This is a genomic window from Natrinema ejinorense (genome assembly GCF_002494345.1).
Lineage (GTDB): Archaea > Halobacteriota > Halobacteria > Halobacteriales > Natrialbaceae > Natrinema > Natrinema longum.
The window spans coordinates 116,626-142,717 of the sequence record NZ_NXNI01000001.1 but is presented as its reverse complement, the minus strand read 5'-3'; the positions used below and the strand labels follow the sequence as shown (position 1 = coordinate 142,717).

The following is a 26,092-nucleotide window of genomic DNA, read 5'->3' as shown; positions in this document are numbered from 1 at the left end:
CTTTTATGCGATCGTACCACAAAACGATTGTACATGCAAGCAATCGAGGTTTCCGAGTACGGCGACAGTGACACACTCGAGGTCGTCGACGCCGACCTGCCGGACCCGAACGCCGGCGAGGTCCGAATCGACATCGAAGCGGCCGGCATCAACTTCGCGGACATCATGCAGCGCGAGGGCCAGTATCCCGACGGCCCCGAAGCACCCTACGTACCCGGCATGGAAGCCGCGGGAACGGTCGACGCGGTCGGCGACGGCGTCGACGAGTTCTCGGAGGGCGACCGCGTCGTCGCGATGCTCGACGGCGGCGGCTACGCCGAATACGTCACCGCCGACGCGGAGTTGCTCTTTCCCGTCCCCGACGCGATGAGTTTCGACGAGGCTGCCGCCTTCCCCGTCCAGTTCCTCACTGCCCACGCCTGTCTCTTCGAGTGGGGCGGCCTCGAGCAGGGCGAGTCCGTCCTGATCCAAGCCGCAGCCGGCGGGGTCGGCACGGCCGCCGTCCAGATCGCGTCGAACGCCGGCGCGGAGGTCTTCGGCACCGCGAGCACGCAGGAGAAACTCGATCTCGCGGCCGAGCTGGGCTGTGACCACCCGATCAACTACACCGAGACGGACTTCCGCGAGGTCGTCGACGAGGAGACCGACGGCCAGGGCGTCGACCTCGTCCTCGAGAGCGTCGGCGACGACGTCTTCGATCGCAGCCTCGACGCGATGGCCCACTTCGGCCGCATGGTCACCTACGGCGTCGCCAGCGGCGTCCCCGCCGAAGTCAGCAACCGACGGCTGCTCTTCGAGAACAAGACCGTCAAAGGGTTCCACCTCGGACAGGCCTCGTTCCGCGACCCGAGCCGCGTCATGAAGGCCGTCCCCGAACTCACCGAAGGCTTCGCCAGCGGCGATCTCGAGATCATCCTCGGGCAGCCGTTCGACCTCGAAGACGCAGCCGAGGCCCACCAGTACATCGAGGACCGGAAGAGTTCCGGGAAGATCGTCCTGAAGCCGTAACCTGCCGTACTACTCGTCGGAGAGGCCGACGGCAGAAACCGATCAAAACGAGACGTCCCACTCGAGGTCGTGATCGACGAAATCGGCCTCGTCGAGCGGTTCCCCGCCCTCGAATCGGAACTCGCCGACCGCGGTGTTTCCCTCGAGGATCCCCGGCAGCCACAGTCGGTCGTCCTCCCACATCTGGTCGTAGGGTACGTCTTCGACCGAAACCCACTCCGGATGGGCCTCCTCGGACGAGGTCGGTTCGCCGGTAAACGAGCGCGTCCGATAGACGTGACAGAACGTGTGCGTCTCGCCGTCGAGGCGGAACGTGAGTTCGCCCGCCTTCTCGAGGTCCCGGACCTCGAGGCCGACCTCCTCGCGGGTTTCGCGGATAGCACACTCCCGTGGCGTCTCGCCGGGTTCGCACTTGCCGCCGGGGCCGTTGTACCAGCCTTCCCCGAGCCCGCGTCGTTTCTCGATCAGGAGGACCTCGCCATCGGATTCGCCGGTGGCCGTGAGGTCGCCGCCACGGAGCGGGAAACACAGCGTCGCTTCGATCATATTCAGCAGTTCGTTTGGAGGACGAAAAACGTGGGTTATTGCTCGAGTCGAACGGGTCCATCCTGGACGCGAGTGGTGACCTCGAAAGGGTGAGTTCGAAGTGTCTCAAATCGGTTCTCACACGCCGACTGGATGAGCAGTACAGGGAAGCTACCTATTGCGACCGATCGATCAGCCGACATGCGGAGGCGCACGCTGTCGGGCGACCGAACGATAGTGAGGGCGGCCGCCGATGTCGTGCGAGGGATGACCGAGCGGTGCGAGGGGTGAACAGCGTGAACCTCTCGAAATCGAACGGCGACCATCGGGAGCCGTGAGCAGTGAGCGAATCGGCTGGGTGGAGGTGTGGTAATTCCGTGCAGCCAGGATACAGGCTCGAATGAGTGTTAGAGAGCAATATAGCAAACGCTGTCGACATATCACACGGAACCACGCGGTACATATCATATGCGAATCTAACCCTGGCACTTCTCTCAGCCACCGATGATATTGGCAGAGCCGTACTGATACAGAGCGCGGCTACGACACGAGTCGAAGCTCGATCTACGAAGGGGAGTGAACGGTCAGTAGAGGGCAAGTGGTTAGCAGACAAGATATATGATGGAATAGTTAAAACACCCACACAATGAACAATAAACCGGTCATCTTACGCCTTAATCTGATTATCGCACTTTTGCTTAGCAACCTTGTGCTGCTGCTGATCTTTCTTCTCCCTCTGGAATTGTTACTTATCGGAGGGACTTTGATTCTCTTCCTCAGCCCTATAGTGGCTCTGCTAACAATCCGACGTCTTCGATAAGTTCGCACACTTACTTATCGGCATGTTCACTGTAGCAATGGCTGAGATCAATACCGTAGGAAGCGTTCTATGACACCCACACTGTGGTCTGCTATCGTAGCAACAGGGGATCGCCACGCCCTCCCCAACCGATTCGCTCACTGCTCACGGCTCCCGATGGTCGCCGTTCGCTTTCGAGGGGTTCACGTTGTTCACCCCTCCACCGCTCGCTCATCCCTCGCACGACTTCGGGCCGCGGTTCGTCGTGAGCGAACCGCGGCACAGCGCGCGCCACCGCAGCGTTTTCCAGGACCAGCGGGTCACCCGTCAGCGTGCGAAAAGACGAACTCCCGGACGAGCTTTCCAGCCAGTGCGGCCGCTTGCCCGTCGTCGCGGTCGTTGACCTCGACCACGTCGAACCCGCTGGCGTGCGGTGCGACTGCGTGTACCACGTCGCGGAGTTCGCGGGGCTCGAGTCCGAACGGCTCTTTGGTCCCGGTTCCCGGCGCGTAGCCGGGGTCGGCAGCGTCGATGTCGACGCTCAGGTAGACCTCGCGGTCCGTGAATCGGTCGCCGGGCGTCCACTCACGCACGTCCTCGGGCGGGACGACGGTCACGTCGTCGTCGCCCGCCCGCTCCCATTCGGCTTCGCTGCCGGTGCGAGCACCGAGGACGATCGCCTCCTCGACGGAGTCGACGTCCTCGAGGATTCGTCGGGTAACGGCGGCGTGAGACAGCGACTCCCCGTCGTAGGCGTCGTACAGATCGAGGTGGGCGTCGGTACAGACGAACACCTCGGGTTCCACCGCGCGGACGCCCGCGAGCGAGACGGTGTGTTCGCCCCCCAGCGTCAGGGGGACGGCGTCGTTCCAGACGACCTCGCGCAGGGTGCTCGTGAGATACTCGAGGTACTCGGGGACGTCGGTCCACGCGCGAACGTCGCCGCGGTCGACGACGCCGAGGGCCGAAAACTGCTGGTCCGTCCGGTGGTCGTAATCGTCGAACGGTTCGGCAAAAGATCGAATCCGCTGGGGTCCGAAGCGGGTCCCCGGCTGAAAGGTCGTCGTTGCGTCCAGGGGCGCACCGACGACCACGAAGTTCGCGCCTCCACGGTCGGGTTCGGACCCTCGCGCGTCGGACGATTCGCGTTCGTCGGCCGCCCCGGGAAACATTAGACGATCTTTCGCTGGTCTTCCATCTCGAGGTATTCGATGTTCTCGTCGGGGGAGACATCGGCGTCCTCGGGGATGCGCATCGTGATAGTCTCGTAGGTCTCGAGGTCCATGACCTGCATGTCGTTGCCGTCGACCGAGACGACCTGTCCCTGTTTGCGCTCGATGATCGGAACCCAGATCTTCGCGTCGACGGGCTGGGAGAGCGATCGCTTCTTGCCGTCGAAGACGCCTTCGGCCTCGACGCGGGCCTTTGCGCTGCCGTGTTTGCCCGGTTTGGCCGTCGAGTAGGCGTTGATCTTACAGGGGGTATCGTCGATCATGACGTAGCTCCCTTCCTGGAGTTCGCGAACTTCGGTCTGCTGTTTCGCCATGTCCCGGCGTAATCAACCGACGGCCATAAACCGTTTGGAACGCCGTGGCGACGTGTCACGTCGCCAGGAAACGGCGGACCCGGCTCTCGACGGGACTCGATCGATTCCGAGCGGACGCACCGAGCGTACCGATGCTATCGGTTGCGGTCTCGCCGAGAAGATATTACCCTATACGTATCGAAATGAAAATGATGAAATGGTTGAGATAGAGTGAAGCACGGATGGAATGGGTTCGTGCTGGTGTGTTTTCGGTCGCGTTGATCGGTGGGTTGTTCGGCTTCGGTCGACTCCTCGCGATCGGAATCAGGAGAATCGACTGGTTCGAGACGAGACTCGAGTCGACCGTTACGGGGTGTCGGTCACTGTTCACGATGGGCGCGATCGTCGGTGCGCTCGTTATCCACGCCGTCTCCCTCAGAATGCCGAGTCTGCGAGCACTGCTTCCGTCGGGACCGGTCGGGACGGCGGCGTGGATCGCGGTGGTCGTCTCGGTCACGACGGTGACGGCCATCGCCGCTACCATGGCGTTTCACCGCGGGTTCCGACCGGCCGTCGAGGCAGTGATCAACCCCGAGTTCGAGATCGACGAGCGGGACCGACGACGCGGAACGGTCGCGGCCGTCGGAGCGATAGCGTTGATAGTTCTCACCCCGTACGCGGCCGTTCTACTACGGACTGGGTCGTGGTGGGGTGCTACGGAGTCGGCGCTATCCTGTGGATCGGCTACGTCCAGTTGACACAGACGCTCCCGCCGACGGGATCGCCGCTCCGGTTCACCGTGATCTGGGGGCGAAAGCCGACGGCCGACGAACGGGAGCGTCTCGAGCGCTGTTACGCTCGGCTCGATCGGGCGCTCGGGACGCCACTGATCGTCCGGAGCGAGCGACTCGCCAGTGCTCTCTATATCGTCGGGCGCGGTGACGATAGCTTGCTCTGGCTCCGCGAACCGTTCCTCGAGGCCGCGAGCGACGACGAACTTACGGTTGCACTCGCGAAGGCGGACGAAGCGAAGAGGTATCTCCACTTCGTCCGCAGTGCCAGATACCTACTCGTGGGGCTCTTTTTCGGTCTCTGTGCCGTCGTGTTCGAGATACCACTCCCGGGAACGACTACGGAGTGGCTGCTCCTCGGCGGCGTGGCCGTCCTGCTCGTCGCCGTCCTCGTGTGGCGGACGCGGCGGTCGATCTACCGCGGCGACGACTTCGCGAGCCAAGCGGTGGGAGCCGACACCGTTTACGAGACCTATCGCCGGTTGGGACTCGATATCGGGTTGTACGCCGCTCAGGACGCGGACGATCCCGGCCGCGGACGGGACGCGAAGTTTAGCATCTTCGTGCCGACCATGAGTAAGCGCCTCGACCGGCTCGTCGATCGCTACTCGCTCGAGGGCGTCGACGCGAAACCGACGCCGAAATCGGTTCTCGAGGACGCGGATAGCGATTCCGGAACGGCCGCGGACGAACCGACTGCCGAGCAACGGGGAGACGACGCGATGGGGGCCAGCCGGTCGCGATCGGGCCCCGACGCGAGCCCCGAAACCGGATCCGACCCGGACGCCGCCGAACTGACCGCACGGCTGGGATCGCTGTCCGAAGACGAGTTCGTCCGGTTCGTCGCGGACTGCTGGGAGGCGGTCGGCTGGGAGTGTACGCGCTCGTGGCACGCGGACGAGCCGGGGACGGACGTGACGGCGACGCGATACGAACCCGATGTCGAGACGGCGGCGATCCAGGCGATACGCGCTCCACCGGGCGAGGTCGTCGGACCAGACGAAATCCGGGTGTACGACGGCCTCGAGCGGCAGGTATCGGTCGGCGCAGTCGATTCGGTGGTCCTCGTGACGACGGGCCGCTTCGCCCCCGAAATCGGGGCTCGCGCCGAGAAACGGAATCTAACGCTCGTCGACGGCGAGGAACTCGCCGCGCTCGCCGAACAGGTCGGAACGGACGAACAGCCGTCGTCCGCTTCCAGCGAGGTGTCCGAGTCCGAGCGAGCGAACGCCGAGTTCTTCTGAACGGCACCGACGGGACAACCTCGTTCGTTTCCCACGGATCGCGAATCGCGACCGGCGAGAGACGGGTGGCAAACGGGGCGATTACCAGCCGAATCCGTCAGGGTTCGCAGGGGGCTCGAGCGGGCTCTCGGGGACCCCGTCTGCGACGTCGGGATCGTTGTACGCCCGCGGCGCGACGTCGTTTGGGCCGTCGGGGTAGTACAGCGACGCCAGCAGTTGGATCTGCTCCCGGCCGACGCCGAGTTCGAACTGGCCGCCGCCGTACAACTGCACGTCCCGCTCCTCGCAGTAGGCGATCGTCTCGAGCAACGACTCGAGCGAGCCAAAGCGAGATGGTTTGATATTGAGCCAGTCGGGCTCCCAGGGGAGCGCCTCGATGTCTTCGATACCGTGGATCGGGGCGTCCCAGGAGACGCGAGAGCGGAGAGACTCCGCCTCGAAGAGCGGTCGCGTCTCGTCGGTGAGTGCCGGATCTTCGATGACGGTGTCGGGGAACGCGTCGATGACGAGTTCGTAGAGTGCCGGATCCGCCGGGACGTCGACGTCGGTTCCCTCGTACTGTCCTTTCAGATCGAGGATACGGACGGCATCCGTCCCGACCGTCTCGTCGATCGCCGCCACGAGGTCCTCGTCCCACTCCGGGGTGGGGTCGAGTTTGAACTCGAGGCCGGGGACCCGCTCGTGTAACGCCTCGAGCCGGTCGGTCGTCGGCGGGTCGCCGAGGCGGGTGCTGGCGACGAACCGGACGGGGTCGACGGTGCGACCGAGTTCGCTCCCGAGGTCGGTACCTGCCTGGCGGAGCGCGAGGTCCAGCCCGGCGCTCTCGAGCGCCCAGCGTCGGTAGTTCCGAAACACCGCTCGATCGGGTTCGCCGCCCGGAAAGAGATCGAGAGCCGCGAGCCGTTGGGAAAAGGAGTCGACGGTGTACTCGCCGGTGAGGTCGGGTAGTCCCGTCTCCGCCAGCCGGTCGTGGTCCTCGGTTTCGTAGGTGACGTCTTCGCCCCGTCCAGTGACTCGCTCGTCGGCCGGTGGTGGGCCCGAGAGCGAAATCGTCGTCGTCACGCGCGTAAACTCGCTCGAGGTCTCCCGCTCCCTGCGGTCGGTCGATACGTCGTCGATCGTCAGCGACAGGTCGGCGAGCCGGTCGTACTCCATAGCTGGTGATCGGGTGCCAGCGAAAAAACGTTTCATACGGTTTGCCGTCCCGATGTCCCGGTGGGACCGCAGGGGTGGTCGCGGTCCCACCGGGACTGACGGACAGGAGACCGCATCACTCCTCGCGCCGGCGTTGCCGCAGTTTCTGGCGCGTAAACTGCGGTCGCGCGCCGAGCGATTTGGGTTCGCGGAAGGAGCGATAGAGCTGGATCAGGACGATCACCGAAAAGACCGCGGCGACGATCGATCCCCTGGGGGCCTCGAGGGCATAGAGGACGCCCATCGAGAACAGCGACATGGTGAGTAGCATGCCGTAGACCAGTCGCTTGGCGAGATCCTCGAAGACGTTCTGTTCGTCTTCGACGCCGATCCGGACGTAGAGGTCGTCGCGATCGAGCCGGTTGAGCGCCCGCTCGGCCTTGGGCGCGATTCGGGTCAGCGACTCGCCGGTTCGGCGGAGCTGTTGGCCGGTCTGATCGAGGTATTTTCGGATCGACTCCTCGCGGTACCCCTGTTCGGTCAGGTAGTCGGTCGCGATCGAGATGAAATCGAGGTCCTCGTCGAGGGTGACACAGACCCCTTCGACGACGGTGGCGACCCGAAGGACGAGCGCGAGGTTCTTCGGGAGCCGAAGGGGGAATTCGTAGATCGAGTCCTCGACCTGGCCGACGATCTGGTTGACCCGGTACTGTTCGACGTCCTCGCCGCGGGCGTCCTGGATGGCGATCTCCATCACCTCGGCCATCACTCCTCGATCGGCGTCGGGACTGAGCGTGCCGATCTCGACCAGCGCGTCGAGGATGCCGTCGATGTCCTGATTGGCCACGGCGATGTAGAACTCGACGATCTTCTCCTGGACGAACGAGTCGACCCGCCCCGACATCCCGAAGTCGTAGAAGACGATTTTCCCGTCGTCGGTCACCGCGAGGTTCCCCGGATGCGGATCCGCGTGGAAGACGCCGTCCTCGATGATCATCTGCAGGTACGACCGCTCTAGGTTCTCCGCGATCTCCGTCCGATCGATTCCCTTGCGATCGAGTTCCTCGAGGTCGTTGATCTTCGTCCCCTCGATGTACTCCATCGTGAGCACGCGCGGGCCCGAGTGGCTCTCGATCACGCTGGGGATGCGAAACCGATCGTCGTCCGCGAAGTTCGCCTTGATCTCGGTGAGCATCTCGGCCTCGCGCTCGTAGTCCATCTCTTCGCGGATCGTCTTCGAGAACTCCTCGGCGAGATTCTCGAGGGAAAACGACCGGGCGTCGTCGACGAAGTACAGCAAGATCGGGAGCGACCACTTGATGACCCGCAGATCGGCCCGGACGAGGTCCTCGATCTCGGGCCGGCGGATCTTCACCGCGACGTCACGGCCGGCCTCGCCCGCCGGCTCCCGCGTGCGCTCGGTCGCAGCGTCGAGACGCGCCCGATAGACTTGTCCCAGACTCGCGCCGCTTATCGGGTCGGTATCGAACGCGGCGAAGCGTTCGTCGACGGGGCCGAGTTCGTCCTCGAGTACCCGTTTGGCCTCGGGCCAGGGCGCCGGCGGCACGTCGTCTTGCAGCGACGCGAGCACGTCGATGTACGCCGGCGGCAGGACGTCGGGGCGAGTAGACAGCAACTGGCCGAGTTTGATGAACGTCGGGCCAAGCGTCAACAGCGACTCGAGCAATACTTCGGCCCGGTGGCGGTGGGTCTCGGGGTCGACCCGTCGGGGCCGGCCAAAGAGGAGGAACCGCCGTCGGTCGCGGGCGTAGGCGAGCAACAGCGGCAGGAAGTGCCATGCGACGATGACGAATCGCTTGTATGCGCGGAGGGAAGCCAGCCTCGGTCACCCCGTGTTAGGAGTCCTCGTCGACGATATCGATCGTCGTCTCTCCGCTGGCCCCGCGTTTCGGAAGCGTCAACTCGAGGACGCCCCGGTCGACCGTCGCCTCGGCACCCGCGTCGGACGCGTCGTCGGGTAGCGGGAGGTCGACGTCGAAAAACAGCGAGCGGTTCTCCTCGAGGTAGCGGTAGTCGCCGCCGGGCTCTTTCTCCCGGGTGGCATCGATGGAGATCCGACCGTCCTCGATCGCGAGCTCGAGGGACTCGGCGGAGGCGCCGGGCACGTCGAGCACGAGCAGATACGCATCGTCGCTCTCGAGCAGATCGAAGAAGACGTCCTCCGAGAGGTCCCGCAACGCGTCGCGGAGCGCTGACATGGACACAGGTTCGAACGCCGATACGAAAAACCCCGCGGTCGCGGCGAGCCGTCGGCTCCGTGAGTGGGAGTGAGCCGTCACCGATACCATATCCACAGGGGGTGGGGTCGCCCCCGTCGACGGTCGGTCGGAGCGGTCCTGGTTCGACATCGGTGGCGACCCAGAGCGGTCCTCTTCCGGTGTACTCATTTATTTGGGGGGAGCATCACTCTGGGATATGCCGGATCTCTCAATTGAGGATAACAAACTTACTAGCGACTCTAACGAGATTACTTTTGACTACGAGATCGAGGACGTTATCGAATGTGACAGCGTGATCGTCGTTCGCCTCGGTATCCCTCCGGACGAAGCTCACAATCGAAACGTAGTCGGGATCGATAAGACAGGCGCTAGACGGTGGACGATTCCCGAAAGCCCTCTCGGGTCCGTCGAAGACAACCCGTATATGGGTCTCAGTTTACGTGACGGCGAGCTCTGGGTGGGGGACTGGCGAGGATGGACACACCGAGTCGATCCCGAGACTGGTGAACTTTTCGAACGCGAGTTCAGGAAGTAGGGAACAGGTGTGTCGTTCGTTGGTTGGCGAAATCGAAGCAGTGTATTCAACCGTCAGCCAACGGCGACGCGAACCTGCTGACGGCATGTTCTCCGTTCACCACACAGTTGAAGTTACCGGGAATAGCGACGGTCACTGCGGTAACTGTGCCTCCTGTAGAACGTTCGTCGGGACGAGAAAGCGGGTCGCTGACAGCCCGACCCACCCACGAATAGCACGATCTGACGACGGGTTCCCCCACGTTTTTGGCCTCCGGCGACTCGAGTCACCGTATGGAAGGAGCCGACCGCGAGCGCACGGAGGCCGGGTTCAAGGTGCGGACGCCGGTCGACGAGGCGCGTCACGTTCTGAGGGAGGCAGTGACGGGGGACGCAGCGGACGCGGACATCCCTTGCGGGACCGAAACCGTCGACGTCGACCGTGCGGACGGCCGCGTCCTCGCCGCACCGGTCACGTCGGCTCGAGACGTCCCCCACTACCAGCGGGCGGCGATGGACGGCTACGCCGTCCGGGCCGCGGACACGTTCGGGGCCAGCGATCGGTCGCCCGAAGTGTTGCGGATCGCCGAGCCCGCCGCCGACACTGCCGGCAGCGACGAGCACGCGACCGCCGACAGTATCGCACCCGGGACGGCCGCGCGGGTCCACACCGGCAGCGCGCTCCCGGCGGGGGCCGACGCCGTCGTCATGATCGAACGGGTGACCGAACTCGAGTCGGCGGGCGAACTCGAGGTCCAGGACGCCATCGCGGAGGGGGAAAACGTCGCGCCCGTCGGCGAGGACGTCGAGGAGGGGCAGGCGCTCTACGAGGCGGGCCACCGGCTCCGGCCGTCGGACCTCGGCTTGCTGCGGTCGGCGGGCTACGGCCGCGTCGCCGTTACCCAGCAGCCGACCGTCGGCGTCGTCCCGACCGGCGAGGAACTCGTCGCGGGAGATCCCGGTCCCGGCGAGGTGATCGAGACGAACGGGCTGACGGTCTCGCGGCTGGCCCAGCGGTGGGGCGCTCGCGTGACCTACCGCGACGTGGTCACCGACGATCCCGAGTCGCTGCGCGTGGCGATTCAGCGGGATCTGACGAAGGACGTGATCGTCACCACCGGCGGGTCCTCGGTCGGCGAACGCGACCTGCTGCCGGAAGTGATCGACGACCTCGGCGAGGTGCTCGTCCACGGCGTCGGCCTCAAGCCCGGTCATCCCGTCTGTCTCGGACTCGTCGAGGACACGCCCGTGCTCGCGCTGCCGGGCTACCCCGTCGCCTGTATCGTCAACGCCGTCCAGTTCCTCCGGCCGGTCCTGCGCTGGCTCGAGGGAACGACGCCCGATCCTCACCCGATGACGCGGGCCCGCCTCGACCGCAAACTCCCGAGCGAACCGGGGACCCGGACGTTCGCGCGGGTCCAACTCGAGCCACGCGATGGCGATCGGGAGGGAAACGGGGCCGACGAACCGGCGTACACGGCGATCCCGACGCGTGCGAGCGGCTCGGGCGTGCTCTCGAGCGTCGCGCTGGCGGACGGTTGGGTGGTCGTCGACGACGACCGCGAGGGGATTCCGGCGGGCGAAACGGTTCCCGTCGAGAACTGGGAATACGCGCCGTAGCGCCGCTGGGTCAGTGGCGGCCGACCGATCGTGGCGTCCGGGTGCCGGGTGCGGTCGACCGGACCGGTCGACGCTGGAGCCGTAAGCACTGCATTACGGGAAGCCCGCGGCCGACGAGACGCGGTAGGTGTGCGATACTAAACAGCGGGGACACCGTCGAGACGGGAGATGGATTCCCCTCCGATTCGCGACGAGACGGTGCTCGTGACCGGCGGTGCGGGGTTTATCGGCAGCCACCTCGTCGACGCCCTCGTTCCCCAAAACGAGGTCCGGGTGCTCGATAGCTTCACGACCGGTGACCGAACCCATCTCCCCGACGACGTGACAGTGATCGACGGCGACGTTCGAGACCCCATCGCTCTCCAGCGGGCGGCCCGCGGGGTCGACGTCGTCTTCCACCACGCCGCCGTCGTCAGCGTCTCGCGAAGCGTCGACGAACCCCGACAGAGCAATCGCACGAACCTCGAGGCGAGCCTGCTGCTCCTCGAGCAGGCCCGCCAGGAGGACGCGCGGGTCGTCGTCGCCTCGAGCGCAGCCGTGTACGGCCACCCCGAGGAGCTCCCGCTCACCGAAACGGCACCGACGAACCCGACCACACCCTACGGCGTCCAGAAACTCGCGACCGACCAGTACGCCCGCCTCTACGAGGACCTGTACGGGCTCCCCACCGTCACACTGCGATACTTCAACGTCTACGGTCCGCGCCAGCAAGGACCCTACAGTGGCGTCATCTCGACGTTCCTCGAGCAGGCACGGGCGGGCGACCCGATCACCGTCGAGGGGGACGGCCAGCAGAGCCGGGATTTCGTCCACGTCAGCGACGTGGTCCGGGCGAACATGCGTGCGGCGGCGACCGATGCGGTCGGCGAGGCGTACAACATCGGCACGGGCCAGCGAACGTCGGTTCTGACCCTCGCCGAGACGATTCGTTCGGCGACCGGCTCGTCGTCGCCGATCGTCCATCGCGAACCCCGTGCCGGTGACATCAGACACAGCGGTGCGGACACGTCGAAGGCGACGCGCGACCTCGGGTTCACCGCTCGCGTCGGTCTCGAGTCGGGGATTCGGTCGCTGGTCGATGATCGGCAGGAGAGATCGACTGACGAAACCGTCGGTGGTGGGATCGAGGAACCCGAAGAGCGGTTCGGATAATGACGTAGAAGGCGTTGTCGTCCGCCGTCGTGTTCGATCGGGAGAGAGTAACACCAACGTATTTTTACTGGCTAAATCCGGGGCAAATCCGCGCTAGCCGTTCCGAACGTCCGTTCGAGTTTATTCGATTCCTCGAGCAAAGAGTATCGGTACCATGTCCGGCACGTGTTTCGCCGCGAGTGACCACACGCCGGAGTCGCGGTCCGGTCCCCGGTCAGCGTCTCCTGTATGCGGACATTTCGCCGAAAATCGGTCGGTGAAACGGAATGCCGGATTGGCGTGAGATACTGTCTGGAGAGTAACAGAACATGAGGTATAAAAAACGATTTGTAGAGCGCTCACGAGGGTACAGGACATGAACCACGCGTATACGACCGCTCCACAGCCATGAGCATCGGATGCTGGGGTTTCACTCCGACCGAGGCGCTCGAATCGTCGACCGACGGTGTGGTCGCATCCGCGGTTACGGCGAGTTCCCGGCTCGGGTTCGGCTCGGAGGCCGTGCGGCCGCTTCAGGGTGAGGGAAGCGCTCACGTCGCGGCTCTCGCCGGGATGATCGCCCTCGCGGTACTCGGCGGGATACTCGTCGCTCGGAATCGATACGAGGAACCGCCCTCGTTCGCGAACCAGAGCGACCACCCCCGCGAGGAGTTCGTGACCGATCGGGAGCGCATTCGGCAACTCCTCAGCGAGAACGGTGGCCGGATGAAGCAATCGAATATCGTCGATTCCGTCGACTGGTCGAAAGCGAAGGTCAGTCGGCTGCTCGCCGACCTCGAGGAGGACGACCAGATCACGAAACTTCGGCTCGGGCGGGAGAACCTGGTCTGTCTCCCGGGGTACGAACCGACGGCTTCGAAATCGCCCGAACAGGCAAACGACGACTAGCGAACGTCCCAGAACTGTACTGGAGTCGAATCCGGCTGGGGGTCTCGAGTTCGGCCTGCAGCCGACGCGTCGGAAGGGACTGGCGTCCCGCGTCGATATCCCATGGTCGAAGCTGGCTGGGGATGCCCAGCCCGGTCCTGTGAGTAGTTCGATCCTACAGCCGATGCGTGAGCGGCACCGAACGACGGTCGATCGCTCAGAGACGCGAGAGCGGGGCCAACGTTCACGCTCGATCATCGAGCGACCGGTGGCGTCGGCGACCGCCCGATGATGTCAACAATCGTTGGTTTCCGTGGTCGAAGCTGCCACTGAATAGGTCACCGCAGGATCGTAGTATTCGATTTCTCAACGTAATGGTTCTCCCGGTTTATCCGCGCTACTCACGTCAGAGATGATGCCCACACGGGCAACTATGAACGCACGCAACCAGTTACTCGTCGTTCTTACCGCGCTGATGCTCGTTTGCTCGAGCGGGGCGATGGTGGTAGCCGCGACATCCGGTGACGCCATCGATCAGAGCAACGACGTCAGCGAGGACGAGTACGACACCGCGGACAACGAATCGACAGAGGAAACGGCAGACGAACAGGAGGTAGCTGAAACGGCGGACGACACGGACGCTGAACTGGAGCCCGACGCCGACTCCGAAAACGAGTCGGATGGCTCACAAGGCGCGTACGTGACGTTTAACGACCAGACGATCGAGGACGATACGGTCGTCGTCGAGAACGTCTCGCTGGCGAGTCCGGGCTTCGTGACGATTCACGATAGCAGTCTTCTCGAAGGAAACGTCCTCGAGAGCGTCATCGGGACCTCGGAGTATCTCGAAGCCGGCACCTACGAGAACGTCGAGATCACGCTCGACGAGTCGCTCGAGGATGAGGACACCCTGATCGCGATGCCACATCGCGACACGAACGCCAACCAGGAATACGACTTCGTCGAGAGCGAAGGGATGGCGGATACGCCGTTCACGCTCGCCGATAGTGAAGAACCGGTGACTGACGATGCACTGGTCACCATCGATGGAGTCGACGACGAAGAGCCGGCCGACGATGACGAAACCGACGAGGACGAACTCGACGAAGAGCCGTTCGACGACAACGAAACTGACGAGGACGAATTCGACGAAGAGCCGTTTGACGACAACGAAACTGACGAGGACGAACTCGACGAAGAGCCGTTCGACGACAACGAAACTGACGAGGACGACCTCGACGAAGAACCGTTTGACGACAACGAAACCGACGAGGACGAACTCGACGAGGAGCCCATGGATGAAGAACCCATGGACGAGCTGCCGATCGATGGTGACGAGCAGCCGATCTTCGTCACCGTCGAGGAGCTCTCCGTCGAAGACGTGAACCTCGAGAACACGACCGTTTACGTTCTCGTCGTTGGCGAGGATATCGACGCTGACGAGCTCCCCGATGAGATCGACAACGTCACTGACGAGGACGACCTCGACGAAGTGCCGATCGACGACAACGAAACCGACGAGGACGAATTCGACGAAGAACCGATCGACGACAACGAAACCGACGAGGACGACCTCGACGAAGAACCGATCGACGACAACGAAACCGACGAGGACGACCTCGACGAAGTGCCGATCGACGACAACGAAACCGACGAGGACGACCTCGACGAAGAACCGATCGACGACAACGAAACCGACGAGGACGACCTCGACGAAGTGCCGATCGACGACAACGAAACCGACGAGGACGACCTCGACGAAGTGCCGATCGACGACAACGAAACCGACGAGGACGACCTCGACGAAGAACCGATCGACGACAACGAAACTGACGAAGACGAGCTCGACGAAGACGGAGTAGTAACTGCCGAGCCGTTCAATGTCAGCAACCTCTCGGCACCCGAGAGCGCAACGGTCGGTGAGACGATCACCGTGACGGCGACGATCACGAACCCCGCCGACGAGGAACGAACTGAGAGCGTTCAGTTCCGTCTCGAGGGTGATCTGGTCGCCGAACAGAACCTCACGCTCGAGGGAGACGAGAGCACGGACGTCGAGTTCGAGGTCGATACGACCGGTATCCCGGCCGGCGACTACGTCCACATGGTGTTGACCGACCAGACCGGTGAGGTCGCGTTCCTCGAACTCACCGAAGACACCGACGAGGACGACCTCGGCGAGGACGACCTCGACGAAGAACCGTTCGACGACAACGAAACCGACGAGGACGACACGAACGAGACCGACGACGGTCTCGAGGAAACCGACGAGAACGATACGGCCGACGACTCCGGTCTGGCGATCGGACTCGTTCTGGCCTGAGCGAGGAGGCAACCCAACGGCCAGCGCGTCTTTTCGCTGTCGGAACGAGTACGTTCGTTAGAGACCGGGAGAGGCGTTAGTCTCGAGTCCGCCGCGGGGAGTACCGATCTCCAGTGTCAGCCCAGCAGTCGATAGAGACTGCTCGCAGCGACGGCGAGGACGATGAGGACACTCGAGAGCACCGGATCGATACGCGAGACGACCGGCAGGTCGAGTCCGGCGGCCGCGATGAGGGCGAGAGCGAGGATACAGAGCCCGAAGTGGAGCCACAGAACCCGCGAGTGCTCGGTGGCGTGGCCGTTGACGTACTGGAGGATCTCGTCGAAGTGACGGCCGGCCTGAATCGTCTTTGCGTCCGAATCGTACTCGATAACGGCGTCCTCCTCGAGCTGGGGGAGGTGCGTCTGTTGGAGAGAGACGTAGACGCTCTTGTAAAGGTTGTTCGGGACTGGCGTCGTCTCGGATTCGGTAGCGGCGATCTCGGTTGCGACATCGGAGACATCGATCTGTCCGCCCTCCTCGGCGAGCAGTTGGACGATGGCCCGTCGTCTATCGTTGCCGAGGATATGAAACACCTCGCTCTCTGCGAGTTGCTCAGTTCGGTCCGTTTGAACTGACATCGATCAGAGAGAAGTGGCGAGAGTTCTCGAGTGGCAATCCACCGCCAGTGACCATATACGCCCCACTTCACTCACCACTAACTTTAACTTTTGCAGATTACACGCTCCCCTGGTTCGAACCGGGGGAACCTGTCGTTCAGCAGTCTCCGTAGGGATGTGGTACACTCGTCAACGCGACTCAGTGTTGAGGGGACTGCTGATCGCAGCGGGTCGTGTCGCCACAGCGACTCGATGACGGAATCGACACCGTCGAGGGTGGCCCCTGTCGGACGAGCGATACCCTGCGGTCGGCATACCGTCGGCGACCAGTCACCGAGGGTTCGTCGGCCGTTCGGTGTGCGTCGGGACGAAGAGAAAGCCGTCAGTATTCGTGTGATCCAAGCCGGATACCGGAAAACGAACCGTGCGACGGCGGGAGTTAGTCACCGGGGAGGTGCCCACCGGATTGCATCTCCCGATAGGTCGTACAGGAGGGACAGCCGTGGACGACATCGCCGTTATCACCGAAGACACGAGCGAACTGCTGTGTTACGTGTGTCCCGCAGTTTCGACATCGAGCGCCGGCTGTCGACGATTCCATGGGATTCCAGTCGTGTTGTGTGGCGTTCATGGGTCTAGGTACTCGGTCGGATATCCCGGTTTCGGCGCGATACCCGTCCGAGCATCATCGTATCGAGGGGAGCAAACGTGAATAAAGGATGTCGACCGTTCACTAGGGGGGAGGGTCTGGGAACCTGGAAACAACCCCTTTCCAGCCGCTAACGGGCCTCAGAGTGGGTAGAACCGCAGAAGTGAAAATCGAATTGTCGGCTGGACTCAACCCGAGTTCAGTCGTCTTGGATCGTATTCCCAGCGCAAACAGCGACTTGATCGGACCGTCCACCGGCCGAAATACGTAGTTTCCGGTTCGAAATACGATCTTACGTCTCGGAACGATCTACCGGCCGCAGATAAGGTACATCGTTATAAAATACCACTATCGCTTACCGATTTTCGTGCCGGAACGTACTGGTGGAAACCACGATGGTGGTGGCCAACCTGCTGACCCGCTCGAATCGTCCCCTCTCATGGAGAGCGAATGGAGCCCATCCACTCGAGCCGAATAACTATGTCAACACAAGCGAGTAACACACGATCGGAATCGACTACCAATCCAGCAGCCCAGCTCGACGTCCTCGGGGACGACTGCGCGCGGACGATCCTCGTCGCAACGAGCGAGGGCCCGAAGACGGCAAAGGAACTGACCGAGCGAACGGATAGCTCGTCGGCGACCGTCTATCGACGAATCAATAACCTTCTCGAGAGCGATCTCATCGCGGAATGTGTGCGGTTCGACGACGACGGTTCGCATACGACTGCCTACGAAGCGACCGTCGATATTCTCCGCGTTCGGATCGATGCGGACGGGATCGACGTCGTGGTTTCGGATACCGAAGAGTGATCCCTTCGAACGGACCGAAATCCAGTTACTCAGCCGATCGAGACGGAACCCGACCCGGTCTCGACCGGGTGTAAGCTGGCGTGACGGAGTCGACGACACCGTCCCGAAACCGCGTGACTTTCAGGAGAACGATCTATTTCGCGCGAGTAAGACGATCTAAACCGAGCGGATCGGTCCTGTATGAGACGGATAACAAACATCTACTCAGTAGAACGGTCCGTGTGATTGAACAATGCACGATCTGACCGGCTTCCAGCGTGATCTGTTGTACGTGATCACGGGTGCAGACCGACCGTCGGGACAGACCGTCAAAGACGAAGTCGAGAAGTACTACAGTTCGGAGATCAATCACGGGCGGTTGTATCCGAACCTGGATACGCTCGTCAACAAGGAGCTGGTCGAAAAGGGGCAACTCGACAGGCGAACGAACTACTACGCGATCACCGATGCCGGTCGCGAGCGGATCGAAGAACGCCGAGAGTGGGAGTCCCAGTACGTCGACTTCTAGACGTTCGAGCGCCCAGAGATGACATCGCCGAGCCGGTCGGTTGGCAGCGGCCGACCGCGTCCACGGAGCGTGGTACGTCCTCGAGTAGATGACGGTCGGTCGATCGGCGTGTAACGGAGAGCCCTCGGTCCGATAGCATCCGCGCTGTCCCGGTGTGAGCCGAGAGAACGCTCGGTTCGTGACGGTAACACGGGCATAACAAAGCACGGAGGAGGGAACCGATCAAACGAGAATGGTACTCGTATCGTCCGTACGGAGACCGAACGCCCAACAGCGAACGCCGGTGTCTCGTCGATGAGCCATGGAACGAGTCGCTGGACGCGATTCGGGTTCGTTCGCCGATACCCGTTCGATCTCGCGACCGTCTCGATCAGCACGGCGCTCGCCACCCTGATCGCGACCTCGTTCCCGAGTGGGAGCCTCCTGCGCCTGTTCGTGACGGTCCCGCTGGCCCTGTTTTTTCCGGGCTATGCGCTCGTCTCGGTGCTGTTCCCGGCGACGGAGCGAGACGCAGGTGAGGCGGCAGCGACGACCGCGGAACGACGTCCCCGCGGTATCGATGTCATCGAGCGGCTGGGGCTGGCGTTCGTGCTGTCCGTCGCGACTCTTCCGCTCATCGTCTTGGCCTTGCCGCTGGCGGGGCAAGCGCTGACTGCAACAACCATCACGACGACGCTCGGCCTCCTCACGGTCGTCGTTGCACAGCTCGGCGTCGTCCGACGGCTCCGGACGCCCGACGGTGAGCGATTTACCGTCGCACCGATCGCGAACCTCAAGTCGATCAGCGGGGACCGAAACGCGATCGCCACGGTATCGTCGCTCCTGCTCGGCCTGGCGATCGCGGCGGCCGTCAGTACGCTCCTCGTGGCGTTTCTGGTGCCCGCGTCGGGAGGCGGGTTCACCGAACTCGCGCTCTACAGCGAAGACGAGGACGGGGAACTCGTCACCGGCGCGCTTCCGAGCGAGGTCGAACCGGAGGAATCGATCCCGCTGACGATCGCGATCGAAAACAACGAGGGGACCGACCAGGAGTACACGGTAGTGGTCCAGGAACAGGTCCTCGAGAACGGCAGCGTCGTCGATCGAACGGAGTTGCGACGGATCGAGGCGAGCGTCTCCGACGGGGCGACGGGGAGCGGGGAGCGATCGATAACGCCGACGGCGGAGCCGGGTGAAACGGTGCGAATCAGCGTGTTGCTCTACGAGGACGACCCGCCGGCGACGCCGACGACGGAGAGCGCGACTGAAGAGACCCACTTCTGGATAACGGTGACGGAACCGTAATTCTCGAGGACGACTCCCCGGCTGAACCGGGCGCGGAGCAGAACGGGACCCGACGAGCTATCGACTCGGACGGCCAAGCGGGAGGCCACTCCCTGGCCGGCGGGAGACGTACTGTGCGATCGACAGCAGGAGGATGACTGAACAGAGACCCAGGACGACGATGGCCGCCGTCAATGGACCGACCGCGAACACCGAGAGCCCGAACGCGACGACGCCGAGGGCCGTCACCGCGGCGTAGAGTCGGTGCCATCGCCGCTGCTCGTCGAGATGGCGATCGAGGTAGGGTTCGAAGCGATCCTCGCTGGGAAGGAGGTCGATTTCGTGGCCATCCGGATCCCAGTCGACGATCCCGTGATCCTCGAGCATCGGCAGGTGGGTCTGGTACAGCGAGATGTAGACCCGCCGACGCTGTGTCCGAGTGACGTCGTCGGGATCGATCTCGTTCTCCCAGGCGGCGACCTGTTCGACGAGCGGCGCGAGATCGCAGGAGCCACCCTGTCGTTTCAGATACTGGACTGTTCGCCGCCTGCGTGCGTTGCTAAATACGTCGAACAGTTCGGCCTGCGTGAATTCGGTGTCAGACATGTGTCCCCTCGTCGTATCGGATTGGACCCCGTTCCGGTCTCCCGGATGTAGTCGGATACCTCACACCTCTGGATGCCAGCCTGTGACACTTTACTATCACTCTGCTACCCACCCGAAAGGGAATTGTACCAGTTAGCGCCGATGACTGACGGCTCCGTCGACGTTTCAGGGATCTCATCGGGCTCGGCGGCCCCTATCGCGACGGGACGCGGGTTACGCAGGGCGATCGCGGTCGCCCGTCTCGGCGACGCTGTAGTTCGTGGCTACGGGACGCTCAAGCCGGGGATAACAAAGCCTCGTTACCGGCTGGTTGAGCACGATTGCCCACGCGGGTATCGATTCACTATGATACGAATATGCGACCGACCACAGCATCGACTAGCGGTCCGGACCGACGCCACGACACGCCGTCGTCGGGTCCGCTCGAGGGGCCCACACGGGTCCGATGACGAGGAGGGTGGTCGCCGATGAGCGAAACGGTACGCGATGTCGTTCGCGGCGACGACTGTACCGTCGACGCGGACGCGACGGTCGGCTACGGCGCGTTCGACGAGCCGACCCGAATCGGCGACGGTGCGACGATCAGGGCCGGGTCGATCGTCTACGGCGACGTGACGATCGGCGACGGGTTCGCGACTGGACACGACGTGCTGGTCCGTGAGGGGACGACGATTGGTGACGACGTCCTCGTCGGCACGAAAACCGTCATCGACGGCGAGACGACGATCGGTGACGACGTCAGTCTCCAGACGAACGTCTACGTTCCGACGCGGACGACGATCGGCAGTAACGTCTTCGTCGGGCCGGGTGCCGTGTTGACGAACGACGAGTATCCCGTCCGAACCGACGACGGGCTCGAGGGGCCGACGATCGAGGACGGCGCGTCGATCGGGGCGAACGCGACCCTGTTGCCTGGCGTTACCGTGGGCGAGAACGCGTTCGTGGCGGCCGGAGCCGTCGTCACCACGGACGTCCCGGCCGACAGCCTCGCCGTTGGGACGCCGGCTACCGTCCAGGAACTCCCGGAGCCACTCGAGGGGGCGAATCAGCTCGCATGAGCGACTCCGAACCGAACGCCGAGAGCGGTCCGGACATCGACCCCGACGGCGAGCCGACGCCGGTGCCGATCGCCGATCCGGAACTCGGCGCCGATGCCCGCACGCGAGTCGAGGCCCTCCTCGCGGACGGCCGGCTCGCCGACGGGCCGGAAGTCAGGCGCTTCGAGGCGGAATTCGCGGCCTACTGCAACGCCGACGAGGCGGTCGCGACGGCCAACGGGACGGCCGCGTTACACGCCACGCTCGAGGCCATCGGGCTCGAGGAGGGCGACGCGGTGATCACCTCGCCGTTTTCGTTCGTCGCGAGTGCGAACGCGATTCGGCTGGCCGGGGGCAAACCCGTCTTCGCCGATATCGATCCCGAGACGTACACGCTGGCTCCCGCCGAGGTGGAACGTGTACTCGGCGAGCGAGACGACATCGTCGGAATCCTCCCCGTTCATCTCTACGGCCTCCCCGCGGCGATGCCGGCGCTGTGTGACCTCGCGGCCGAACACGACCTGTTCGTCGTCGAGGACGCCTGTCAGGCCCACGGCGCGAAGATCGACGGCCGGCGAGTCGGCCAGTTCGGCGACGCCGCCTGCTTCTCGTTTTATCCGACGAAGAACATGACCAGCGGCGAGGGTGGAATGATCGTCACCGACCGCGACGACATCGCCGACCGGGCCGCGAGTTACGTCGACCACGGCCGGCAGGCGGACGGAACCGACGGCTACGATCACGCCGCCCTCGGGCACAACTATCGGATGACCAGCATCGCGGCGGCGATCGGGCGCGCCCAACTCGAGCGGCTGCCCGAGTTCAATCGCGCCCGGCGGGAGAACGCCGCCTACTACGACGAGCGTCTGGCCGACCTCCCCCTCGAGACGCCGACGGAACCGGCGGGAACCCGTCACGTCTATCACCAGTATACGATCCGAACGGCGGAGCGCGACGCCCTCAAGGCGACGCTCTCCGAACGCGACGTCGGAACCGGGATCTACTACGAAACGCCGATCCACCGCCAGCCGGCCTACGAGACGGTCAGCACGGCCGCGGCACGGTTGCCGCGGGCCGAGCGAGCGGCCCAGGAAGTCCTCTCCGTGCCCGTCCATCCCGGCCTCTCGAAGCGCGACCGACGGACCGTCGTCGAAACAGTCCGCGATCACTTTGCCACCCAATGAGTACGAACCGACGGACGGACGCGACGACCGAGGAACCGATCCGGGCCGGCGTCATCGGCGTCGGCGCTATGGGTGAAAACCACGCGCGCGTCTACGACGAACTACCGACCGTCGACCTCGTCGGCGTGACCGACCGGGACGACGAGATCGCCGACCGAGTCGCCGACGCGTTCGATACCGAATCGCTCCCCCTCGAGACGCTCCTCGAGCGGTGTGAGGCAGTGACGGTCGCCGTCCCGACCGCCGCCCACGCCGACGTGGTCTCGACGTGTCTCGAGGCGGGAGTCCACGTGCTGGTCGAGAAGCCGATCGCCGAAACCGTCGACCAGGGCGAGCGACTGGCCGAGCAGGCCCGCGAGGCGGGGCGGGTCCTACAGGTCGGTCACATCGAACGGTTCAACCCCGCGGTCCAGGCGGTCGACGCGCTGATCGACGACCTGGACGTGATCGCCATCGAAGCCCAGCGGCTGGGCCCGCCGATTGATCGAACGACGACGGACAACGTCAGCTTCGACCTGATGGTCCACGACGTCGATGTCGTCGGCTCGCTCCTCGGCGAACGGCCCCGCTCGGTCGCCGCGATGGGGACCGAAAACGGCCAGTACGCCACCGCGACGATCGAGTACGGCGACGCCGTCGCGACGGTGACGGCCAGCCGCGTCACGCAAAAGAAAGTACGAAAGCTCACCGTCACCGCCCGCGAGTGTCTCGTCGAAGTCGACTACCTCGAGCAGTCGGTGTTGATCCACCGCGATTCCTATCCGACCTATCTCTCGGACGACGGCCAGCCGCGCTACCGCCACGAGAGCGTCGTCGAGCGACCGCGTGTCGATACCGGCGAGCCGCTCCGGAACGAACTCGAGTCGTTCGTCGAGGCCGTCCGGACCGGGTCCGAACCGACGGTCACCGCCGAAGACGGCATCCGGGCCCTCGAGACGGTACAGCTGATCGATCGACTCGCCATGGGGCCGAACGAAGACAGCGACGACCCGCCACGCGAACGGGAGGTGGAGGTCTGATGGTGGAGCGACCGATCGACGGCATCGACGGGGACGAGGGGACGGAGGGCCAGCCCAGCGACGGGCTCTACGACTCGAGCCAGTCGCCCGACGAGCAGCGTGACCAGCTTCGGAACGGCGAGTTGCCGGTCGCGGTCTACGGGCTCGGCAAGATGGGGCTCCCGCTCGCGGCGGTCTACGCCGAGACGACGGGGAACGTGATCGGGGTCGACGTCGATCCCGCCGTCGTCGAGACGGTCGCCGACGGCGAGAGCCACGTCGTCGGCGAACCCGGCCTCGACGAGCTGGTCGCCCGACAGGTCGGGGCCGGTCGGCTCGCCGCGACGACCGCCGGGACAGCCGCTGCCCACACGGCGCGGATCCACGTGCTCATTGTCCCGACGCTGCTGGACGACGAGAACGAGCCGAACTTGACGACGGTCGAATCGGTGGCCGACGATATCGCGGCCGGCCTGGCCCCCGGCGATCTGGTGATCGCCGAGTCGACGCTCCCCCCCGGAACCTGTCGCGACGTCCTCCGCCCGCACCTCGCAAGCGAGAGCGGGCTCTCGACAGACGCGTTCGGACTCGCCTTCTGTCCGGAACGAACGTCCTCGGGGACGGCGCTCCGGGACATCCGCGGCCAGTACCCGAAAGTCGTCGGCGGCGTCGATTCGGAGAGCACGCGGGCCGCGGCGATCGTCTACGACGAACTCTCGGCGAACGAGGTCCACCCCGTCTCGGACGCGACGACGGCGGAGGCCGTCAAGGTGTTCGAGGGGATCTACCGCGACGTCAACATCGGCCTGGCCAACGAGCTGGGTCGGCTCGCGGACGAACTCGAGATTTCCGTTCGCGAAGCGATCGAGACGGCCAACGACCTGCCGATGTGCCAGCTGCACGATCCCGGTCCGGGCGTCGGCGGCCACTGCATCCCCTACTACCCGCACTTCCTGCTCGAGAGAACCGACGAGCCCATGGACGTCACGCGGACGGCTCGCCGGGTCAACGACGGAATGCCCGCGGTCGTCGTCGAGCGCCTCGAGCGCGAACTCGAGGAAGCGGGGACGGACCTCGCGGCGGCCTCGGTCGTCGTTCTCGGCGTGACGTATCGGCCAGGGGTCGAGGAGACTCGCGCGTCGCCAGCCCTGGGAGTCATCGACGGGCTACTCGAGCGGGGGACGGACGTCGCGGGCATCGACCCGCTCGTCGACCCCTCCGAGTACGGTGCTCGAGCGGTGACGATCGACGACCTCCCGGCCGAGGCGTTCGACGCCGCCGTGATGGTCACCCCACACGGGGCGTTCGACCGGATCGACTGGGAGGCCCTCGAGCCGATGGTGGTCGTCGACGGCCGGGACGCGATCGATCTCTCGGCGACGGCCCACCGGGAGTACGACCTCGCGGGCTCGAGCGACGGCCGACCGCCGCGTGGGGACGAGCGAAGCGGAGAGACCGGTCGAACCGTATCGACGCCGACGAACGCGACGACGGACGGACGGACGGATGTATAAGGGCAAACGGATCGCCGTCGTCGTCACGGCCTACGACGAGGCGGCGTTCGTCGGCCGCGTCATCGAGACGGTTCCCGACTTCGTCGATCGGATCTACGCGATCGACGACAGCTCGCCCGACGACAGCTGGGACGTGATCCGGCGGGTCGCCGAACGGATCAACGCAGCGGAAGCGAGCGACGCGACCGAGCGCGCGTTGCCGGTGGCCGACGGCGGCGACGACCGCCGCGTCGTCCCGATCCGTCACGAGGAAAACCGCGGCTACGGAGCGGCGGTCAAGACCGGCTACCGACGGGCCGCCGAGGACGGAATGGACGTCGTCGCCGTCATGAACGGTGACGGACAGATGGATCCGGAAATCCTCGATCGGATCATCGATCCGGTCGTCACGGGCGAGGTGGCATACGCCAAGGGCAATCGTCTCAGCGACCCGGCGGATCGCGACGCGATGTCGACGTTCCGGTTCGTCGGGAACGTGATGCTCACCGCCCTCTCGAAGTTCGCGTCCGGCTACTGGTCGATCGGCGACCCACAGAACGGCTACACCGCCATCTCTCGGGACGCGATCGAGGAGCTCGACCTCGAGTCGGTCACCGACCAGTATGGCTTCCTCAATCATTTGCTCACCCATCTCAACGTGGCGGGCTGTCGAGTCGCGGACGTTCCCATGGAAGCCGTCTACGGCGACGAGGAAAGCAGCATCAGGTACGTGCCCTTCGTCCGGTTCGTCTCCCTGCTGTTGCTCCGGAGCTTCTGCTGGCGGCTGAAGACCCAGTACGCGGTCAGATCGTTCGATCCCGCGATCGTCTACTACGGTGCTGGTACGGTGGGCCTGGCCGGCGGACTCGCGGGGCTGGCCCGCTCTGCCCTCCGAGCGACGACCGGAACGGACGGCTTCACCGCTGGCATCTCCTCGTTCGTCGCTACGCTGCTCGGCGTCGTCTCGCTTGGCACCGCGATTCGGCTCGACGCCGAGGCGAACGAGGAGCTCTCGGTACCGTGTGCTGACCACGACGGCGACCGAGAACGGAATCGCGACGCCGACCGAGAGCCGGACCGCGATCCCGACGATCGAGCGGCGGGCCAGTATCCGCCCGAACGGTGACCGCAGCGTCGGGCCTGCCGCGATCTCGGTTCGATCCTGCGGGCGGTCGTCGCCACTCTTCGGTCTGCTGTACAC

Annotated in this window: 25 protein-coding genes; 16 read left to right on the top strand and 9 right to left on the bottom strand. The window is 64.4% G+C overall.

Going from position 1 to position 26,092, the window contains the following annotated elements; translation table 11 throughout:
• The first annotated feature begins 33 nt into the window (after positions 1-33).
• On the top strand, positions 34-1,008 hold the full coding sequence (locus CP557_RS00675) for a quinone oxidoreductase family protein (RefSeq protein ID WP_097378130.1): 975 nt from the start codon (positions 34-36) through the stop codon (positions 1,006-1,008).
• Positions 1,009-1,050: 42 nt separating this feature from the next.
• On the opposite strand, the gene CP557_RS00670 is transcribed toward CP557_RS00675, so the two are convergent.
• The 3 genes from CP557_RS00670 to CP557_RS00660 all read right to left on the bottom strand — a co-directional run bounded on the left by CP557_RS00670 (position 1,051) and on the right by CP557_RS00660 (position 3,878).
• Positions 1,051-1,554: an 8-oxo-dGTP diphosphatase gene (locus tag CP557_RS00670; RefSeq protein WP_097378129.1), complete on the bottom strand. Its 504-nt coding sequence runs from the start codon at positions 1,552-1,554 to the stop codon at positions 1,051-1,053.
• A gap of 1,098 nt (positions 1,555-2,652) precedes the next feature.
• On the bottom strand, positions 2,653-3,504 hold the full coding sequence (gene speB / locus CP557_RS00665) for an agmatinase (protein ID WP_097378128.1): 852 nt from the start codon (positions 3,502-3,504) through the stop codon (positions 2,653-2,655).
• The gene (locus CP557_RS00660) at positions 3,504-3,878 is read right to left on the bottom strand and encodes a translation initiation factor IF-5A (RefSeq protein WP_097378127.1); all 375 of its coding nucleotides are present in this window, start codon (positions 3,876-3,878) and stop codon (positions 3,504-3,506) included. Before CP557_RS00660 ends, speB begins: the two co-directional genes overlap by 1 nt.
• Before the next feature lie 221 nt (positions 3,879-4,099).
• Here CP557_RS00660 and CP557_RS22340 point away from each other — a divergent pair, with 221 nt between their 5' ends.
• Complete coding sequence (locus CP557_RS22340; RefSeq protein ID WP_169924313.1) at positions 4,100-4,615, top strand: hypothetical protein; 516 nt, start codon at positions 4,100-4,102, stop codon at positions 4,613-4,615.
• Entirely contained in the window at positions 4,561-5,892 is a 1,332-nt protein-coding gene (locus CP557_RS00655; protein ID WP_211290158.1) for a restriction endonuclease, read from the top strand. The genes CP557_RS22340 and CP557_RS00655 overlap by 55 nt, the downstream gene beginning before the upstream one ends.
• Positions 5,893-5,973: 81 nt before the next feature.
• Here CP557_RS00655 and CP557_RS00650 read toward each other — a convergent pair whose 3' ends face one another.
• The 3 genes from CP557_RS00650 to CP557_RS00640 form a co-directional block, all read right to left on the bottom strand.
• Positions 5,974-7,047 (bottom strand): enolase-like domain-containing protein, encoded by a 1,074-nt coding sequence (locus CP557_RS00650; protein ID WP_097378125.1) that lies wholly within the window; start codon positions 7,045-7,047, stop codon positions 5,974-5,976.
• Between the two features lie 115 nt (positions 7,048-7,162).
• Positions 7,163-8,806, bottom strand: coding sequence for an ABC1 kinase family protein (locus tag CP557_RS00645; RefSeq protein ID WP_097378124.1), 1,644 nt, complete (start codon positions 8,804-8,806; stop codon positions 7,163-7,165).
• A gap of 76 nt (positions 8,807-8,882) precedes the next feature.
• The gene (locus tag CP557_RS00640) at positions 8,883-9,245 is read right to left on the bottom strand and encodes an Hsp20/alpha crystallin family protein (protein WP_097378123.1); all 363 of its coding nucleotides are present in this window, start codon (positions 9,243-9,245) and stop codon (positions 8,883-8,885) included.
• Between the two features lie 217 nt (positions 9,246-9,462).
• On the opposite strand from CP557_RS00640, the gene CP557_RS00635 reads away from it, so the two are divergent.
• The 5 genes from CP557_RS00635 to CP557_RS00615 all read left to right on the top strand — a co-directional run bounded on the left by CP557_RS00635 (position 9,463) and on the right by CP557_RS00615 (position 15,741).
• Positions 9,463-9,801 carry a hypothetical protein gene (locus CP557_RS00635; protein WP_097378122.1) on the top strand — a complete coding sequence of 113 codons (339 nt, stop codon included), beginning with the start codon at positions 9,463-9,465 and terminating at the stop codon, positions 9,799-9,801.
• 272 nt (positions 9,802-10,073) lie between these two features.
• On the top strand, positions 10,074-11,399 hold the full coding sequence (locus CP557_RS00630; RefSeq protein WP_097378121.1) for a molybdopterin molybdotransferase MoeA: 1,326 nt from the start codon (positions 10,074-10,076) through the stop codon (positions 11,397-11,399).
• A 168-nt stretch (positions 11,400-11,567) separates the two neighbouring features.
• Entirely contained in the window at positions 11,568-12,551 is a 984-nt protein-coding gene (locus tag CP557_RS00625) for an NAD-dependent epimerase/dehydratase family protein (RefSeq protein ID WP_097378120.1), read from the top strand.
• Positions 12,552-12,938: 387 nt separating this feature from the next.
• Positions 12,939-13,439, top strand: a complete 501-nt coding sequence (locus CP557_RS00620) for a helix-turn-helix transcriptional regulator (protein ID WP_097378119.1) — start codon at positions 12,939-12,941, stop codon at positions 13,437-13,439.
• A 412-nt stretch (positions 13,440-13,851) separates the two neighbouring features.
• The gene (locus tag CP557_RS00615; RefSeq protein ID WP_097378118.1) at positions 13,852-15,741 is read left to right on the top strand and encodes a DUF7282 domain-containing protein; all 1,890 of its coding nucleotides are present in this window, start codon (positions 13,852-13,854) and stop codon (positions 15,739-15,741) included.
• A gap of 116 nt (positions 15,742-15,857) precedes the next feature.
• Here the strand turns inward: CP557_RS00615 and CP557_RS00610 are convergent, their stop codons facing one another.
• Positions 15,858-16,361 (bottom strand): DUF7344 domain-containing protein, encoded by a 504-nt coding sequence (locus CP557_RS00610; protein ID WP_097378117.1) that lies wholly within the window; start codon positions 16,359-16,361, stop codon positions 15,858-15,860.
• Between the two features lie 418 nt (positions 16,362-16,779).
• Entirely contained in the window at positions 16,780-16,941 is a 162-nt protein-coding gene (locus tag CP557_RS00605; RefSeq protein WP_162834899.1) for a DUF7563 family protein, read from the bottom strand.
• Between the two features lie 528 nt (positions 16,942-17,469).
• Between CP557_RS00605 and CP557_RS00600 the strand changes: the two genes are divergently transcribed.
• The 3 genes from CP557_RS00600 (at position 17,470) to CP557_RS00590 (ending at position 19,594) form a co-directional block, all read left to right on the top strand.
• The gene (locus CP557_RS00600) at positions 17,470-17,802 is read left to right on the top strand and encodes a winged helix-turn-helix domain-containing protein (protein ID WP_097378115.1); all 333 of its coding nucleotides are present in this window, start codon (positions 17,470-17,472) and stop codon (positions 17,800-17,802) included.
• A gap of 232 nt (positions 17,803-18,034) precedes the next feature.
• Positions 18,035-18,310, top strand: coding sequence for a helix-turn-helix transcriptional regulator (locus tag CP557_RS00595; RefSeq protein WP_097378114.1), 276 nt, complete (start codon positions 18,035-18,037; stop codon positions 18,308-18,310).
• Between the two features lie 294 nt (positions 18,311-18,604).
• Complete coding sequence (locus CP557_RS00590; protein ID WP_097378113.1) at positions 18,605-19,594, top strand: DUF1616 domain-containing protein; 990 nt, start codon at positions 18,605-18,607, stop codon at positions 19,592-19,594.
• A gap of 57 nt (positions 19,595-19,651) precedes the next feature.
• Here CP557_RS00590 and CP557_RS00585 read toward each other — a convergent pair whose 3' ends face one another.
• The gene (locus CP557_RS00585) at positions 19,652-20,179 is read right to left on the bottom strand and encodes a DUF7344 domain-containing protein (protein WP_097378112.1); all 528 of its coding nucleotides are present in this window, start codon (positions 20,177-20,179) and stop codon (positions 19,652-19,654) included.
• 467 nt (positions 20,180-20,646) lie between these two features.
• Between CP557_RS00585 and CP557_RS00580 the strand changes: the two genes are divergently transcribed.
• Genes CP557_RS00580 through CP557_RS00560 form a run of 5 tightly spaced genes read left to right on the top strand, consistent with a single transcriptional unit; the run spans position 20,647 to position 26,017 of the window.
• Positions 20,647-21,237 (top strand): acyltransferase, encoded by a 591-nt coding sequence (locus CP557_RS00580; RefSeq protein ID WP_097378111.1) that lies wholly within the window; start codon positions 20,647-20,649, stop codon positions 21,235-21,237.
• Entirely contained in the window at positions 21,234-22,400 is a 1,167-nt protein-coding gene (locus CP557_RS00575) for a DegT/DnrJ/EryC1/StrS family aminotransferase (protein ID WP_097378110.1), read from the top strand. The genes CP557_RS00580 and CP557_RS00575 overlap by 4 nt, the downstream gene beginning before the upstream one ends.
• The gene (locus CP557_RS00570) at positions 22,397-23,419 is read left to right on the top strand and encodes a Gfo/Idh/MocA family protein (RefSeq protein ID WP_097378109.1); all 1,023 of its coding nucleotides are present in this window, start codon (positions 22,397-22,399) and stop codon (positions 23,417-23,419) included. The genes CP557_RS00575 and CP557_RS00570 overlap by 4 nt, the downstream gene beginning before the upstream one ends.
• On the top strand, positions 23,419-24,912 hold the full coding sequence (locus CP557_RS00565) for a nucleotide sugar dehydrogenase (protein ID WP_097378108.1): 1,494 nt from the start codon (positions 23,419-23,421) through the stop codon (positions 24,910-24,912). The genes CP557_RS00570 and CP557_RS00565 overlap by 1 nt, the downstream gene beginning before the upstream one ends.
• Complete coding sequence (locus tag CP557_RS00560) at positions 24,905-26,017, top strand: glycosyltransferase family 2 protein (protein WP_097378107.1); 1,113 nt, start codon at positions 24,905-24,907, stop codon at positions 26,015-26,017. Before CP557_RS00565 ends, CP557_RS00560 begins: the two co-directional genes overlap by 8 nt.
• The last annotated feature ends 75 nt before the right edge of the window (positions 26,018-26,092 follow it).